Origin of the sequence: Pseudomonas sp. W2Oct36, assembly GCF_041060465.1 — a bacterium.
In the GTDB taxonomy this organism is placed as follows: domain Bacteria; phylum Pseudomonadota; class Gammaproteobacteria; order Pseudomonadales; family Pseudomonadaceae; genus Aquipseudomonas; species Aquipseudomonas graminis_B.
Window position 1 is genome coordinate 286,883 of the sequence record NZ_JAUERW010000002.1, and the last position, 15,199, is coordinate 302,081.

Here is a 15,199-nt window from a genome sequence, read left to right on the forward strand (position 1 = left end):
TAAAGGCGGTCCTACAGTTTGAGCCATGGCCGATTCTGCACTCGGGCTCAAGCCTGCTCAACTGACCCAATGAAATTCGCCAGCTCGGGCGTTTTCGGGTTGGCCATCAGTATTTTAGGATCGCCTACCTCATGCACCTTGCCCTGATGCATGAACACCAGCTTGTCGCCCACCTCGCGGGCGAAGCGCATTTCGTGGGTCACCATGATCAGCGTCATGCCGTCTTTGGCCAGCTCGCGAACGACTGCGAGTACTTCGTTCACCAGCTCCGGGTCGAGCGCGGAGGTGATTTCGTCGCACAGCAGCACTTTGGGCGACATCGCCAGCGCACGCGCGATCGCCACGCGCTGCTGCTGACCACCGGACAGCCGGTCAGGGAAGGCGTCGAATTTCTCGCCCAGGCCCACCCGGTCGAGCATCTCCTTCGCCAGCTTTTTCGCTTCGGTTTTGGAAACCTTCTTCACCACCTGCGGCGCGAGCATTACGTTCTCGCCCACCGTCAGGTGCGGAAACAGGTTGAACTGCTGGAAGACCATGCCGACTTTCTGTCTCAGGCTGCGCAGGTCAGCCCGCGCGGCATCGAGGTATTCGCCGTCGACCTCGATCACCCCGTCATTGATCGACTCAAGGCCGTTCAGGGTGCGCAGCAGCGTGCTTTTGCCCGAACCGCTGCGCCCGATGATCGCCACGACCTGACCTTCCTCGACGCTGAGGTCGATGCCCTTGAGCACATGGTGGTCGCCGTAATACTTGTGCAGGGCGGAAATTCTAAGCAGAGGCATGAAGTCTCCTTTCCAGGTAGCGCGCGCTGAGCGACAACGGATAGCAAAGCATGAAGTAGCCCAGGGCAACGAAGCCGTAGACCATGAAAGGCTGGAACGTGGCGTTGGCGAGCATGCCGCCGGTTTTGGTCAGCTCGGTGAAGCCGATGATCGACGTGACTGCCGTGCCTTTGACCACCTGCACGGAGAACCCCACCGTTGGCGCCACCGCGATGCGCAACGCCTGAGGCAGAATCACGTAACGCAGTTGCTCGAACGGGGTCAGCGCCAGACTTGCGGAAGCTTCCCACTGGCCGTTGGAAATCGACTCCACGCAGCCACGCCAGATTTCAGCCAGGTACGCACTGGTGAACAACGTCAACGCCAGCGCCGCCGCGAACCAGGGCGAAATGTCGATGCCCATCAGCGCCACGCCGAAGAACACCAGGAACAGCTGCATCAATAGTGGCGTGCCTTGAAACAGCTCGATGTAGCAGCGCGCGAGCCTGCGTGGCATTGCCTTCTCGGAGATGCGCAGGGTCATCACCAGCAAACCGATCACGCCGCCGCCGATGAACGCCACCAGCGACAGCGCCAGTGTCCACTGCAGGCCGGTCAGCAAGTTGCGCACGACGTCCCAAAGGGTGAAATCCATCAGCGGCTCCTCGCGATATAGCGTTTGCCGATCCACGCCAGCAACTGACGCACCAGCAGCGCCATGCACAGGTAGATCAGCGTGGTAATGATGTACGTCTCAAACGAGCGGAAGTTGCGCGACTGAATGAAGTTCGCGGCGAAACTCAGCTCCTCGGTGGCGATCTGCGAACAGACCGCCGAACCGAGCATGACGATGATGATCTGGCTGCTCAGCGCCGGCCACACCTTGCCCAGCGCCGGGACCAGCACGACATGGCGAAACGTCTCGAAGCGAGTCATCGCCAGCGCGGCCGACGCCTCGATCTGGCCGCGCGGAATCGCCTGCACGCCCGCACGGATGATCTCCGTCGAGTAGGCGCCAAGGTTGATGACCATCGCCAGCACGGCGGCCTGCCACTCCGATATCTGCAGGCCCAGTGACGGCAGCCCGAAGAAGATGAAAAACAACTGCACCAGAAACGGCGTGTTGCGGATCAGCTCTACATAGACACCGAAAATGGCCGAGAACGGCTGGATTTTCCACGCCCTGACAATCGCCCCGACAATGCCGACGCTGACACCGAGCAGCGTGCCGATGGCGGTCAGCTCCAGCGTGAACAGTGCGCCGCGCAGGAGCAGGTCAGTGTTTTGCAGGACCGGGATAAAGTCGAACTGATAAGCCATTTAGCGCCTCGGCAGTCGATGATCAGAGGTCGGCAGGCAATGGCTGCTTGAGCCAGGTCTGCGCGTTCTTTTCCAGCGTGCCGTCTTTCTTCGCCGCTTCGAGAATCTCGTTCACTTTGGCGAGCAACTCGGGCTGACCTTTGTTCACACCCACGTAGACCGGCGAGTCCTTGAGCTTCACTTTCAGCTCCGGAATGCGCTTGGGGTTCTTCTCGCTGATGGCGACCATCACCACGTTGCCGCTGGCGATCAGGTCGGTCTGCTTGGCCAGGTAAGCCGCGATGGTCGAGTTGTTGTCTTCGAAGCGTTTGATCGTGGCTTCCTTCGGCGCAACGGCGGTCAGCTCGATGTCCTCGATGGCGCCACGGGTCACGCTGATGGTTTTGCCTTTCAGGTCGTCCACGGTTTTGATCGCGTCTTCAGGCGGGCCGAACACGGCGAGGTAGAAGGGAGCGTAGGCGCGGGAGAAGTCGATGACCTTTTCGCGGTCCGGGTTTTTGCCGAGGCTGGAGATGACCAGGTCAACCTTGCCGGTGGTCAGGTACGGCACGCGGTTGGTGCTGTTGACCGGCGTCAGCTCAAGCTTGACCTTCAACTGATTGGCGATGAGCTGTGCGGTGTCGATGTCCAGGCCGCGCGGCTTCATGTCGGGGCCGACCGAACCGAAGGGCGGGAAGTCTTGCGGAACCGCGACTTTCAACGTGCCGCGAGCGGTTACATCATCCAGACCATTAGCGTGGGCGGGGGCCTGGCCGAGCATGAGGCTGGCAAACAGGGCGGCGAGCAGGGCGCTGTAACGCTGGGTCATGTGGTGTCTCCGAATCGATCAATATGCAGGCGAAGCCCGGGTCATGGCCAAGCACCAGTGCACAGCCCATGCCAGCCGATGGTTTGCAACCATGGAATGCGGGCCGCAGGCTTGATCCGGTCTAACTGGTCTGAACAGTGAGTGAGGGAGCCGCCCCGCTTTGGCGCGCTCGAAAGGCCCGGCGCCCCTCGCTTGGGCGTCACTTGCCGGATGCCTCCGATGGGGATACAAGGGATTTTTCCTACGGTTTCCACACCTTGATCGCCATGCATCCGAGCCCTGTAGCTGTGCCTGAAGCCGCCTTCCAGGCGATCCGCAAACTGATCGCCGAGCAGGGCTATGTGCCCGGCGACAGCCTGCCGTCTCAGCGGGATCTGGCGATTCGGCTGGGCGTCAGTCGGGCTTCGTTGCGTGAGGCACTGTCATCATTGAGCGCCTTGGGGTTGGTCAGTGTGCAGCCCGGCAAAGGCGTATTCGTACAGGCGGTTTCTGAACCACAACGGAGCACGGACGGATTTTCCTGGCCGTATGCAGCGCACGCATCACCTGCTGAGACTTTTCAGCTGCGCTATGCGCTGGAAGGCTTTGCCGCCGGGCTTGCAGCGGTCACGCTGACGGCCGATGAGCGCGATGTACTGGAGGACAACGTCGAAGCCATGCGCCTTGAACTCAAGGCAGGGGATTTTGACTGCGCGGCGCGGCTGGACTTCGATTTCCACCGGCGCATTCTCGTCGCCAGTGGCAATCAGGCGATTCTGGGGATTATCACCACCAGCGCCGATATTTTTCTGGAGAGCCAAAAGCTGCCTTTTATTCGAGCGGGCAGGGCCATGGAAACCTGGCAGGAGCATCGCAAGATCCTGCGGGCGCTGGCGCGAAACGCGTCTGGCCCGGCGCAGAAAGCCATGCAGGAGCACATCCGCGGCGCTGCGTTGCGCACCGGCATCGTGTTTGTCGCACCTTCCGGCTAAACATCTGCAATTTCTGCAATTAAGGCAACCGCGCCGGGTCATAGCTAGAGACAATGAACCTCGACTTCCTGTCACCGCGTGACACAGTTATGATGGCCCACGTTTTTTTGCCTATGACCTCGGAGAAATCTCATGAGTAACGACCTGATCAAACACGTCAGCGACGCGAGCTTCGACGCCGATGTCCTGAAGGCTGCCGGCCCTGTACTGGTGGATTACTGGGCTGAATGGTGTGGCCCATGCAAGATGATTGCCCCGGTTCTGGATGACATCGCTGGCACTTACGAAGGCAAGCTGACCATCGCCAAGCTGAATATCGACGACAACCAGGAAACACCGGCCAAGCACGGCGTTCGTGGTATCCCGACCCTGATGCTGTTCAAGAACGGCGAAGTCGCGGCAACCAAGGTCGGCGCACTGTCCAAGTCGCAGTTGCAGGCGTTCCTCGACGCCAACATCTGATGACGATATAGCCCCGCAAATCGCGGGGTTTTTTTCGGGCGTCGTACTAGACGCTCAGAAAATCAAGTGGTACATTCGGCCCCGCAACGGCTTCTCCGTTGCCCCCTGCTAGCCGTCGCCGACCGTCTCCTTTCGATTTGCACGCGATCCTGTCGCCTTCTCTGCGGCGCGGCCTCATTAAGCCAAAAGCTTAATTTCCCCCTCCATACATGATTACGTCATTCCTATATGAACCTGACTGAACTCAAGCAAAAGCCTATTACCGATCTGCTCGAAATGGCCGAACAGATGGGCATTGAAAATATGGCCCGTTCGCGCAAGCAGGACGTGATTTTCTCCCTGCTGAAGAAGCATGCGAAAAGCGGCGAGGAAATCTCGGGTGACGGCGTGCTGGAGATCCTCCAGGATGGCTTCGGCTTCCTCCGTTCTGCAGACGCCTCCTACCTTGCCGGCCCAGACGACATTTACGTCTCGCCGAGCCAGATCCGCCGCTTCAACCTGCGCACGGGCGACACCATTGTCGGCAAGATCCGTCCGCCGAAGGAAGGCGAGCGTTACTTCGCACTGCTCAAGGTCGACACCATCAACTTCGACCGTCCAGAAAACGCGAAGAACAAGATTCTGTTTGAAAACCTGACGCCGCTGTTCCCGACCATTCGCATGAAGATGGAAGCCGGTAACGGTTCCACCGAAGACCTCACCGGTCGCGTCATCGATCTGTGTGCTCCGATCGGTAAAGGTCAGCGCGGTCTGATCGTTGCTCCGCCAAAAGCGGGCAAGACCATCATGCTGCAGAACATCGCGTCGAACATCACGCGCAACAACCCTGAAGTCCATCTGATCGTTCTGCTGATCGATGAGCGTCCGGAAGAAGTCACCGAGATGCAGCGCACCGTGCGCGGCGAAGTGGTTGCTTCTACCTTCGACGAGCCACCTACCCGTCACGTGCAGGTCGCCGAAATGGTGATCGAAAAGGCCAAGCGCCTGGTCGAGCACAAGAAGGACGTGGTCATCCTGCTCGACTCCATCACCCGTCTGGCTCGCGCCTACAACACCGTCATTCCGAGCTCCGGCAAGGTCCTGACCGGTGGTGTCGATGCGCACGCCCTCGAGAAGCCAAAGCGTTTCTTCGGTGCGGCACGTAACATCGAAGAAGGCGGCTCGCTGACCATCATCGCTACCGCGCTGGTTGAAACCGGCTCGAAGATGGACGAAGTGATCTACGAAGAATTCAAAGGCACCGGCAACATGGAGCTGCCTCTGGATCGCAAGATCGCAGAGAAGCGCGTCTTCCCGGCCATCAACATCAACCGCTCCGGCACACGCCGCGAAGAGTTGCTGACGGCCGACGACGAGTTGCAGCGCATGTGGATCCTGCGCAAGCTGCTGCATCCTATGGATGAGGTCGCGGCCATCGAGTTCTTGATCGACAAGCTGAAACAGACCAAGACCAACGATGAGTTCTTCCTGTCGATGAAGCGCAAGTAACACCCTGCGCTGAACCGACCGTAGAAAAATGGTGTCCTTCTGGACACCATTTTTTTTGACCTTTTCTGTAGATCTCTCCCGTAGACAAGGAGCGTCATGCACACGTTTGGCAATCGCCGTGATATCGATGGGCTGCGGGCCCTGGCCGTGGTCCCGGTGCTGTTGTTTCACTTCGGTCTGGGCCTGAGCGGCGGCTTCGTCGGCGTCGACGTGTTTTTCGTCATCTCCGGCTACCTGATCACGTCCATCATCTTCCGCGAGATCAGCGCGGGGCGATTCAGCTTCGTCGATTTCTGGGCCCGTCGCGCGCGACGTATCGTCCCTGCCGTGACCGTCGTCGTGCTGGCCACGTTGGCGTTTGGCTGGATATTGCTGACGCCCAAGGACTACGCCGAGCTGGGCCGGGAAGTGCGGTATCAGTCGATGTTCATGTCCAACCTGCTGTTCATGCGGCAGGACGGCTACTTCGATTCCGCGTCAGATTTCAAACCGCTTCTTCACACCTGGTCGCTGGCGGTGGAGGAGCAGTACTACATTTTCTTCCCGCTGCTGATGGTGCTGGCGACGCGGTACGTGCGGCACTGGCGCTGGTTGCTGCTCGGCCTGCTGGTGCTGTCGTTCGGGCTGAACATCTGGGCGATCAAGCACAAACCCGAGGCAGCATTCTTTCTGCTGCCGATGCGTGCATGGGAACTGCTGTGCGGGGCGATGCTGGCCGTCGCCCCTGCGCCTAGACGCCCGCTGCCGACCTGGATCTATCAAACGGTCAGTTTGAGCGGTTTTGCGGCGGTCGTGCTGGCGATGCTGAGTTTTGACAAAACCACGCAATTCCCCGGCTGGGCGGCGCTGCTGCCTGTGATGGGCACCACAGCGATGATCTGGGCCAACGGTCATCCCGCGTCATGGGTCGGGCGTTTTCTGAGCATCAAACCGCTGGTGGCAATCGGGCTTATCTCCTACTCGCTGTACCTGTGGCATTGGCCTATTCATGTCTATGCCAATGCAATTTCAGCTGACGGGATTTCTGACCTTGAAGCGATTGGCTGGATCCTTCTGGCCGGCGCGCTTGCCTGGATCAGCTGGCGCTTTGTCGAGCTGCCATTCCGTGAACGCCGCGTGCTGGCCGGCCGCAAGCCGGTACTGATGGGTGGACTGCTGACGCTGGCCGTATTGGCGCTGATGGGGCAGGCGGTGCGCTCCAGTGACGGCGTACCGCAACGCCTGTCCGGCCAGGCCCTGCAATATGCGCAGTCGCGGGAGTGGAGCGCCGGGCAGATGGACTGTTTCCTGCTCGGATCAAAGCACAGCGAAGGTCTGGACAAGCTCTGTCGGGCGGGTGGCAATGCCGATGCCGCGCCGTCCCATCTCGTCTGGGGCGACAGTCATGCGGCAGCCCTGTGGCCAGGCGTCAGAAGCGCGGCCGAGCAAGCCCATGTGCCTGTCTGGCTGGCAAGCATGAGCGGATGTCCGCCGCTGGTCAGCACCGCAACAAGCAAGCGCTGTCAGGACTTCAACGCCCTGAACGTCGAGCGCGTTCGAGCACAGAAAATCCCTGACGTGACGCTGGCCGCGCGCTGGAGTTTGTACATCTACGGCCTGGAAGACGGCAACAAAAGCAACGTGCTGCTGAAACACGAATCCATTCCCCGAAACGAAGCGTATTTCGCCGATGCTTTGAAAGCTCAGATCGCTGAATTGCGAGCAGCGGGGGCGCAGGTCTGGTTGTTCAAGGAAGTGCCGCAGCAGCGCAAGGGCACCATCGAGCGATTGAGCAGCCTGGCGAGGGTTGGACGTTCGGCTGCAGAGGTCGGGCGTCCGGCTGCGGAGCTTGATGGGCGGCAGGCGTTTATCAACCACCTGTTCGACACCCTCAGCCGTGCGGATGCAGGCATTCACCTGATCGACCCTAAACCGCTGCTGTGTGAGGGCGGTCTGTGCCGTGCCGAAGTTGACGGGCGTTCGCTGTACAAGGACGAAGATCACCTGTCGGACCTGGGCGGCGAGAAGATGCAACTGCTGTTCGCGCCGCTGTTGCGCGAAACACCGCGCATTTGAGTTGGACACAAGCTGCCCTCTGCGGTCAGAGCAGGTAGGATGTGCATCTATTTGGTGAGTGGCCGGGTTAATGAAATTCAAGGATCTACGGGATTTCGTGCAGCAGCTTGAGCAGCGCGGAGAGTTGAAACGCATTCAGGTGCCCATTTCCCCTGTACTGGAAATGACCGAGATCTGCGACCGGACCCTGCGCAACAAGGGGCCGGCGCTGCTCTTCGAAAAGCCGACGGGTTTCGACATCCCGGTGCTTGGCAACCTGTTCGGCACGCCCGAGCGCGTCGCTATGGGCATGGGCGCCGAGTCGGTGTCCGAACTGCGGGAAATCGGCAAGCTGCTGGCTTTCCTTAAAGAGCCCGAGCCGCCCAAGGGCTTGAAGGACGCCTGGTCCAAGCTGCCCATCTTCAGAAAAGTGATCGCCATGGCGCCGAAAGTCGTCAAGGACGCGCCGTGTCAGGAGATCGTGATCGAGGGCGACGACGTCGACCTTGGCATGCTGCCCGTGCAGACCTGCTGGCCCGGCGATGTCGGTCCGCTGATTACGTGGGGGCTGACGGTCACTCGCGGGCCCAACAAAGAACGGCAGAATCTGGGTATCTATCGCCAGCAGGTGATCGGCCGCAACAAGGTGATCATGCGCTGGCTCAGCCACCGCGGCGGCGCGCTGGATTTCAGGGATTGGTGCAACAAGCACCCCGGTCAGCCATTCCCGGTGTCCGTGGCCTTGGGCGCTGACCCCGCCACCATTCTGGGCGCCGTCACGCCGGTGCCCGACAGCTTGTCCGAATACGCATTCGCCGGCCTGCTGCGTGGCAACCGTACCGAACTGATCAAGTGCCGTGGCAACGACCTCCAGGTCCCCGCCAGCGCCGAAATCGTCCTTGAAGGGGTGATTCATCCCGGCGAAATGGCCGACGAGGGTCCGTACGGCGACCACACCGGCTACTACAACGAGGTCGACAGCTTCCCGGTCTTCACGGTCGAGCGCATCACCCACCGCATCAAGCCGATTTACCACAGCACCTACACGGGCCGGCCGCCTGACGAGCCGGCCATCCTGGGCGTTGCGCTAAACGAAGTCTTCGTGCCGATTCTGCAGAAGCAGTTTCCGGAAATCGTCGACTTCTACCTGCCGCCCGAGGGTTGCTCGTACCGCATGGCGGTCGTGACGATCAAGAAGCAGTACCCCGGCCATGCCAAGCGCGTGATGTTGGGCGTCTGGTCGTTTTTGCGACAGTTCATGTACACCAAGTTCGTTATCGTCACCGACGACGACATCAATGCCCGTGACTGGAATGACGTCATCTGGGCAATCACCACGCGCATGGACCCCAAGCGCGACACGGTGATGATCGACAACACGCCAATCGACTACCTCGATTTCGCCTCGCCGGTGTCCGGTCTGGGCTCGAAAATGGGGCTCGATGCCACCCATAAGTGGCCGGGCGAAACCACCCGTGAATGGGGTCGCGCTATCGTCAAGGACGAAGCGGTGACCCGCCGGATCGATGAAATCTGGACTCAGCTGGGAATTGATTGATGCGTGTAACTTTGCAGCCCTCGGGCGCGGTCATCGAGACATTGCCGGGCGAGCGGATCCTCGACGCTGCGCAGCGGCTGGGCTACGAATGCCCTCAGAGCTGTCGCAACGGCAATTGTCACATCTGTTCCGCGCTGCTGGTTGAAGGCAGCGTCGAGCAGGCCGGAGAGATCCGCAACCACGGCGAAATCTACACGTGCCTGGCGGTGCCGCAGGAAGACTGCGTTGTGCTGTGGGACAGCGTGCTGGCGCTCGGCGAGTTGCCGGTGCGTACGTTCGCCTGCCAGGTCAGCGAGTGTGTTGAAGTCGGCGGCGATGTCTGGCGCGTGATGCTCCGTGCGCCTGCGGGCAAGCCGCCGCGTTATCACGCCGGTCAGTACCTGATGATCCATCGGGACGACGGCGAAAAATCGGCGTTTTCCATGGCGTCAGCGCCGGAGAGCGGGCGCGATCTCGAAATTCACGTCCTCGCCCGCGAGGCCAGTGCGCAAAACCTGATCAAGCAGCTGCAGCGCGAGGGCATGGCGCGGGTTGACTTGCCCTTCGGCGATACGCATTTGGGCGAATTGCCCGATGGCCCGCTGGTATTGATTGCGGCAGGCACCGGTATGGGGCAGATGCACAGCCTGATCGAGCATTGCCGCGCCAAAGGTTTCCCCTATCCGGTGCATGTGTATTGGGGAATGCGCCGTCCGGAAGATTTCTATCAGCTCAGGCATTGGGATGAGTGGCAGACGCTGCCCAACCTTTTCCTGCACAAGGTCGTCAGTGATCTGTGCGGTTGGGAAGGGCGCTGCGGCATGCTGCACGAGGCGGTCTGCGAGGACTTCAGCGATCTGAAGTCGCTTTATGTGTATGCCAGCGGCTCACCGGCCATGGTCTATTCGACCCTCGATGCGCTGGTGCTGGCGGGCATGGATGCGCATCAGATGCGTGCCGATGTGTTCGCGTATGCGCCGAGGCCCTGAAGCGCAGCCACTCGCCGGGCTGGATGTGGACAGCGTATTGCATGGCTGTTTGTCAGATATCGGCTTTTCCGGCGTGACCCGTGCGCCGGTGGCCGAGTCACAACGTCACACTGCCTGCGATGCCGTCTGATTGTTCATTCGTTGTTGCCAGACCCGTTTCATGAGTGTTCAGCGTTGCACCGGCGTCAGCCTTGCCGGTGGGGGGAACCAGATGGGGAATCAAATCAATATCCTGGCGGAAGCTGTCCATGATGGCTTGGGGTTGTCCTACCCGCCGGTCATCGATCTTGGGCCGAAACTGAGCCGCGAGCAGCTTCTTGCCTCCATCCACGCCACGATGAGCCGTCACCAGGGCGGCCCGATCTGGTTGTTCGCGTATGGATCATTGATCTGGCGACCCGAGTGCAGCGCCGTCGAGTGTCAGCGCGGACGGGTCCACGGCTATCATCGCGGTCTCTATCTCTGGTCCCACGAACACCGTGGCACGCCCGAGCAGCCAGGGCTGGTATTCGGTCTGGACCGCGGCGGCTCCTGCAGCGGATTCGCCTATCGGTTGCCCGAAGACAATATCGACGAGTCCCTGCTGGCGCTGTGGCAGAGAGAAATGCCGTTCCCGTCCTACCGCCCGCACTGGCTCAACTGCCGACTTGAAGACGGCACCAAGGTGCAGGCGCTGGGATTTGTGCTGGAGCGGCATCTGCCGAGTTACGCTGGCAACCTGCCCGACAGCGTGCTCACCCAGGTGCTGGCCAATGCCAGCGGCCGTTACGGGACCACGTGGGAATACGTCGAGCAAACCATCCGCGCACTGCGCACCCACGCCATGCCGGACCTGAGCCTGGAAGCGCGGTTCAAGCGGTGCAGGCCGGTGTTGTTGGCGATATAGCTTCTGGTCCGAATAAGGCTTGATCATCGCACTGACCAAGCCCTTTTCGTTTGAGACTTAAGCCATCTCCTCTCGCGACTGGCTCGCCACCCGCGTATGCCGCAGCGTCGGTATCAGGAACGCTATTGCGAGGATGCAAGCGGACACCAGCAGCACGAAGCCACCGTCCCAGCCGAAGTGGTCGACCGTGTAACCCATCAGCGCGCTGGCGGCGACCGAGCCACCGAGATAGCCGAACAGGCCGGTGAATCCCGCTGCGGTGCCGGCGGCTTTCTTCGGTGCCAGCTCAAGGGCCTGCAAGCCGACCAGCATGACCGGGCCGTAAATCAGGAAGCCGATCGAGACCAGCGCAATCATATCGACGGTGGGATTGCCGGGTGGGTTGAGCCAGTAGACCAACGTCGCAACGGTCACCATTGCCATGAACACGATGCCGGTCAGGCCACGGTTGCCACGAAAGATCTTGTCGGACATCCAGCCGCACAGCAGCGTGCCCGGAATGCCTGCCCACTCATAAAAAAAGTAGGCCCACGAGGTCTTGTCGACGTCGAAGTGCTTGGCTTCTTTCAAGTACGTTGGCGCCCAATCCAGCACGCCGTAACGCAGCAGGTAAACGAAGACGTTGGCCAGCGCGATGTACCAGAGCATTTTGTTACGCAGGACGTATTTGACGAAGATCTCTTTGGCGGTGAATTCCTCTTCGTGGCTCGCGTCGTAGCCTTCCGGGTAGTCGTTCTTGTAGTCCTCGACCGGCGGCAAGCCCACGGACTGTGGGGTGTCGCGCATGGTGACGAAGGCGAACAGGGCGACGAACAGGGCAACCGCCGCAGGCACGTAGAACGCGGCGTGCCAGTCGTTGGTCCAACCCAGCCCGAGCAGGAACAGCGGGCCGATCAAGCCACCACCGACGTTGTGCGCCACATTCCATACCGAGACCACGCCGCCACGCTCCTTCTGCGACCACCAGTGCACCATCGTGCGTCCGCTCGGCGGCCAGCCCATGCCTTGGGCCCAGCCATTGATGAACAGCAGAATGAACATGATGGTTACGCTGGACGTCGCCCAGGGTGCGAATCCGAACACGAACATCACCAGCGCGGAAATCACCAGTCCGAATGGCAGGAAGTAGCGCGGGTTGGAGCGATCCGACACCAGCCCCATCAGGAATTTCGACAGCCCGTACGCAATGGCAATCGCTGAGATCGCGAGGCCCAGTTGGCCACGGGTATATCCCTCGTCGATCAGGTAGGGCATGGCCAGCGAGAAATTCTTGCGCAGCAAATAGTAGCCGGCGTAGCCGAAGAAGATGCCGGCGAAAATCTGCCAGCGAAGGCGGCGGTAGGTAGAGTCGACACGCTCCTCAGGCAGCGGAGCCTGATGTGCGGCAGGACGGAAAAAGGCAAACATCGGGACACTCCATTTATTTTATTGTTATGCGAATCCGAATATTACATTTTCGTTACAGAAAATAGGAAGGCTTCTCATCGGATAAAAAGGACGTAAACACGGGCCGAGAGGGAATTCCTTTGCGAACATCCCGTTTGTGCAGTGCTGTCCATAGGTGGGTTTCGGTGCGTGGGACAGGTAAAGTGCGCGCTCACGCGATCACGATTGGCAAACCCTCATGCAGTCACCCCCGCTTGGGATTCGGAATAAAAAAATCATCATCCTGTGCCGCGATGTTGGCGGATACCTTGGCCGGCTCAGCACCTTTCTCGGCAAGTCGAACGACGTTGTATTCCTTGACCTGACCCATGGCGCGAAAGAACTGCCATGGCTTCCGGGGAAGCTGCGCCGATGGCTGAAAAAGTACCTGATCGTTAAGCGTGCTCGTGCGGCGATTCGGGCGGCGGGCCATGTCGATGCGCTGCTGGTTGTGAATCCAAGCCAGTTGGATCAGGGTTTGGTCACACTGGCCCAGGCTGCGGCGGCGCTCAGCGTCGCCTATCTGTCTGACGGGATTGCACGATTGTCGATGCCGATTGATCAACTGGCGACCTTTGACAAGGTCTACACCTTCGATGGCGCTGATGCCCGCGAGTATCAACTGCGCAAGCTCTACAACTACATCTACGAAGAACACGCCGATTTCAGAACGACGTCCGACTTCAAGGCTTTTGTCGTGATGGGCGGCAAGCACCGTGTGGATGTACTCGGGAGGGTGGCTCGGGCGTTTGAACAACTGGGCTACACCAACACCTGCAAGTTCCTGGTGCAGAGCAAGCCAGTGTTGGGGGCCAGTCCATTACTGACCTTCTTTCGGCAGCGCATGGACATCGATGAAACGGCCGAATACGTCAGGCGTTCGGAAATACTGATAGACATCGTCCGGCCGGGGCACGCGGGTTTGAGCTTCCGGTTCTTCGAAGCACTGCTCTATCGCAAGAAAATGATCACAAACAATGCATCGGTGGCGGATTACGACTTCTACGATCCGCGCAACATTTTGATCATCGACAGCGATAACCCGGTGATCCCTGAAGCCTTCATCGCCGGTGAATACGTGGATCCGCCCGAAGAGGTCGTGCAGCGCTACAGCATGGCGAGCTGGGCGAATGAGGTTTTCAGTTCGTCGCCGGCCAGCCCGCCTCGGTTACCCGTTAACGAATCTTAAGCCCTCGGCAAGCCGGCGTCGGCGCTTGGCGTTGCCTTGCGCAGGAATGGATGCTCGATGCACCAGTACGTCGCGACGCTGATGCTGCTGGTCAGCAGGATGATCAGCGGTAAATACAGCGCATAACTCAGCGGATCCGGCGTGGTGAAGTCGTACGCGTCCAGCAAGCTGAACGCGCTGTAGATGACGATGCCGTGCAGCAGGTAAATGCTGAAGCTGGCCTCGCCCAAAATCTTCAATCCTCGAATCTCCAGCAACCCGTGCAAGCTGTTGCCGAGCACAAACAGCGCAAACGGAATGCCGAGGATCAACATCTGCAGCGTCGAATACGATTTGAGCTTCATGCTGATCAGCAGTATCACGACCGCAACCAACGTGCAGCGCACGCCCGTGAAGTCGACGCGCCACTGGCGCATCCGGTCTTCAAACACCGCCACCGCGATGCCGACAGCGAACAGTTTGATGAATCGGTTGTGAAAGTGATGGTGGTATTCGCCCCACAGGCACGCCAGCACCATCAGCGAGACGACGACGGCCATCCCGGGGAGCGTGCGCCGAAGGAGGCAATACAGCACCGGCAGCGACAGGTAGAAGACCGCTTCATAGAGCAGCGTCCACTGCACCGAGGCGTTGATGCGGACAGTGTCCGGGAAACCGTTGATGGGGCTGCCGATGAAAATCACCCATCGGCCAAGTGCTTTGAGGGTGTCCATCACCGGGGCGCTGATGCCTGCGGATTGATACAGGGCGATGGCCGCGATCACGGCGACGCTGAAGAGGTACATCGGGAGGATTCGCCGTACCCGTGACGACAGGATCTGACGCCATTTCGGCTCGCCGCGGTAGATCTTCGCGGTAAACAGGTAACCCGTGATCATGAAAAACAGCGACACCGGCACCGTGCCCATGTTGTTCAGCACGCGACTGTCCGTGGTTTCCCAAGCTCCGTTGACGTGCCAGTAATAACTGACGATGAAGTGGTGAACGATGACCGCAGTGGCGAGCACGCCGCGCAGCCCGTCCAGCGACGAAACGCGGTGGAGCGCGTCTTGGGAAAGGATCGGCAGTCGCTGTGTAGCGAGGCAAAATATCGCGATCGACAGCGCGTACAGCGATATCAAAATCAGAGTGACGGTCATCAATACTGGGTCCGCAATTCGTATTGGAGTCGATACCGAATGAGGGCCCGTTCGGTATGTATCGGGCGTGAAATATACGGAACACATCGGGCGCCGTCGCGGGTTGTTTAGCGAGGTGTTGATTTTGGGATCGATCCTACGCAGCTCTGGGAAGTCATGAGCTATTGCCGCCGCAGCCCAACACACAAAC

Annotated in this window: 14 protein-coding genes; 8 read left to right on the forward strand and 6 right to left on the reverse strand. The window is 59.9% G+C overall.

What is annotated here, in order from left to right; translation table 11 throughout:
• Nucleotides 1–47 precede the first annotated feature (47 nt).
• Genes QWI18_RS04050 through QWI18_RS04065 form a run of 4 tightly spaced genes read right to left on the reverse strand, consistent with a single transcriptional unit; the run spans nucleotide 48 to nucleotide 2,889 of the window.
• Nucleotides 48–782, reverse strand: coding sequence for an amino acid ABC transporter ATP-binding protein (locus QWI18_RS04050; RefSeq protein ID WP_192130693.1), 735 nt, complete (start codon nucleotides 780–782; stop codon nucleotides 48–50).
• Nucleotides 769–1,419, reverse strand: a complete 651-nt coding sequence (locus QWI18_RS04055) for an amino acid ABC transporter permease (RefSeq protein WP_065987517.1) — start codon at nucleotides 1,417–1,419, stop codon at nucleotides 769–771. The genes QWI18_RS04050 and QWI18_RS04055 overlap by 14 nt, the downstream gene beginning before the upstream one ends.
• A complete protein-coding gene (locus QWI18_RS04060) occupies nucleotides 1,416–2,081 on the reverse strand; it encodes an amino acid ABC transporter permease (protein ID WP_369318260.1) in 666 nt (221 codons plus the stop codon). The genes QWI18_RS04055 and QWI18_RS04060 overlap by 4 nt, the downstream gene beginning before the upstream one ends.
• A gap of 22 nt (nucleotides 2,082–2,103) precedes the next feature.
• The gene (locus QWI18_RS04065) at nucleotides 2,104–2,889 is read right to left on the reverse strand and encodes a transporter substrate-binding domain-containing protein (RefSeq protein WP_065987474.1); all 786 of its coding nucleotides are present in this window, start codon (nucleotides 2,887–2,889) and stop codon (nucleotides 2,104–2,106) included.
• 266 nt (nucleotides 2,890–3,155) lie between these two features.
• Between QWI18_RS04065 and QWI18_RS04070 the strand changes: the two genes are divergently transcribed.
• The 7 genes from QWI18_RS04070 to QWI18_RS04100 all read left to right on the forward strand — a co-directional run bounded on the left by QWI18_RS04070 (nucleotide 3,156) and on the right by QWI18_RS04100 (nucleotide 11,256).
• Nucleotides 3,156–3,860 (forward strand): FadR/GntR family transcriptional regulator, encoded by a 705-nt coding sequence (locus QWI18_RS04070; RefSeq protein WP_369318261.1) that lies wholly within the window; start codon nucleotides 3,156–3,158, stop codon nucleotides 3,858–3,860.
• A gap of 132 nt (nucleotides 3,861–3,992) precedes the next feature.
• Entirely contained in the window at nucleotides 3,993–4,322 is a 330-nt protein-coding gene (gene trxA, locus QWI18_RS04075; RefSeq protein WP_065987472.1) for a thioredoxin TrxA, read from the forward strand.
• 228 nt (nucleotides 4,323–4,550) lie between these two features.
• The gene (gene rho / locus QWI18_RS04080; RefSeq protein WP_037016529.1) at nucleotides 4,551–5,810 is read left to right on the forward strand and encodes a transcription termination factor Rho; all 1,260 of its coding nucleotides are present in this window, start codon (nucleotides 4,551–4,553) and stop codon (nucleotides 5,808–5,810) included.
• A 96-nt stretch (nucleotides 5,811–5,906) separates the two neighbouring features.
• Nucleotides 5,907–7,865, forward strand: coding sequence for an acyltransferase family protein (locus QWI18_RS04085; protein WP_369318262.1), 1,959 nt, complete (start codon nucleotides 5,907–5,909; stop codon nucleotides 7,863–7,865).
• Nucleotides 7,866–7,935: 70 nt separating this feature from the next.
• Nucleotides 7,936–9,402: a 4-hydroxy-3-polyprenylbenzoate decarboxylase gene (gene ubiD, locus QWI18_RS04090; RefSeq protein WP_065987470.1), complete on the forward strand. Its 1,467-nt coding sequence runs from the start codon at nucleotides 7,936–7,938 to the stop codon at nucleotides 9,400–9,402.
• On the forward strand, nucleotides 9,402–10,370 hold the full coding sequence (locus tag QWI18_RS04095; protein WP_369318263.1) for a CDP-6-deoxy-delta-3,4-glucoseen reductase: 969 nt from the start codon (nucleotides 9,402–9,404) through the stop codon (nucleotides 10,368–10,370). Before ubiD ends, QWI18_RS04095 begins: the two co-directional genes overlap by 1 nt.
• A gap of 211 nt (nucleotides 10,371–10,581) precedes the next feature.
• Nucleotides 10,582–11,256: a gamma-glutamylcyclotransferase gene (locus tag QWI18_RS04100; RefSeq protein ID WP_369318357.1), complete on the forward strand. Its 675-nt coding sequence runs from the start codon at nucleotides 10,582–10,584 to the stop codon at nucleotides 11,254–11,256.
• A 57-nt stretch (nucleotides 11,257–11,313) separates the two neighbouring features.
• On the opposite strand, the gene glpT is transcribed toward QWI18_RS04100, so the two are convergent.
• Nucleotides 11,314–12,663, reverse strand: a complete 1,350-nt coding sequence (gene glpT / locus QWI18_RS04105; RefSeq protein ID WP_192130697.1) for a glycerol-3-phosphate transporter — start codon at nucleotides 12,661–12,663, stop codon at nucleotides 11,314–11,316.
• 217 nt (nucleotides 12,664–12,880) lie between these two features.
• On the opposite strand from glpT, the gene QWI18_RS04110 reads away from it, so the two are divergent.
• Nucleotides 12,881–13,870, forward strand: coding sequence for a hypothetical protein (locus QWI18_RS04110; RefSeq protein WP_369318264.1), 990 nt, complete (start codon nucleotides 12,881–12,883; stop codon nucleotides 13,868–13,870).
• Here the strand turns inward: QWI18_RS04110 and QWI18_RS04115 are convergent.
• Entirely contained in the window at nucleotides 13,867–15,009 is a 1,143-nt protein-coding gene (locus tag QWI18_RS04115) for an acyltransferase family protein (protein ID WP_369318265.1), read from the reverse strand. The genes QWI18_RS04110 and QWI18_RS04115 overlap by 4 nt on opposite strands.
• Nucleotides 15,010–15,199: the final 190 nt, after the last annotated feature.

Excerpts from the sequence above, each read along its gene's own strand:
- QWI18_RS04070 (WP_369318261.1), top strand. The coding sequence starts at position 3,156 with ATGCATCCGAGCCCTGTAGCTGTGCCTGAAGCCGCCTTCCAGGCGATC.
- QWI18_RS04060 (WP_369318260.1), bottom strand. The coding sequence starts at position 2,081 with ATGGCTTATCAGTTCGACTTTATCCCGGTCCTGCAAAACACTGACCTG.
- glpT (WP_192130697.1), bottom strand. The coding sequence starts at position 12,663 with ATGTTTGCCTTTTTCCGTCCTGCCGCACATCAGGCTCCGCTGCCTGAG.
- QWI18_RS04050 (WP_192130693.1), bottom strand. The coding sequence starts at position 782 with ATGCCTCTGCTTAGAATTTCCGCCCTGCACAAGTATTACGGCGACCAC.
- QWI18_RS04085 (WP_369318262.1), top strand. The coding sequence starts at position 5,907 with ATGCACACGTTTGGCAATCGCCGTGATATCGATGGGCTGCGGGCCCTG.
- QWI18_RS04100 (WP_369318357.1), top strand. The coding sequence starts at position 10,582 with ATGGGGAATCAAATCAATATCCTGGCGGAAGCTGTCCATGATGGCTTG.
- trxA (WP_065987472.1), top strand. The coding sequence starts at position 3,993 with ATGAGTAACGACCTGATCAAACACGTCAGCGACGCGAGCTTCGACGCC.
- rho (WP_037016529.1), top strand. The coding sequence starts at position 4,551 with ATGAACCTGACTGAACTCAAGCAAAAGCCTATTACCGATCTGCTCGAA.
- QWI18_RS04065 (WP_065987474.1), bottom strand. The coding sequence starts at position 2,889 with ATGACCCAGCGTTACAGCGCCCTGCTCGCCGCCCTGTTTGCCAGCCTC.
- ubiD (WP_065987470.1), top strand. The coding sequence starts at position 7,936 with ATGAAATTCAAGGATCTACGGGATTTCGTGCAGCAGCTTGAGCAGCGC.
- QWI18_RS04115 (WP_369318265.1), bottom strand. The coding sequence starts at position 15,009 with ATGACCGTCACTCTGATTTTGATATCGCTGTACGCGCTGTCGATCGCG.
- QWI18_RS04095 (WP_369318263.1), top strand. The coding sequence starts at position 9,402 with ATGCGTGTAACTTTGCAGCCCTCGGGCGCGGTCATCGAGACATTGCCG.
- QWI18_RS04110 (WP_369318264.1), top strand. The coding sequence starts at position 12,881 with ATGCAGTCACCCCCGCTTGGGATTCGGAATAAAAAAATCATCATCCTG.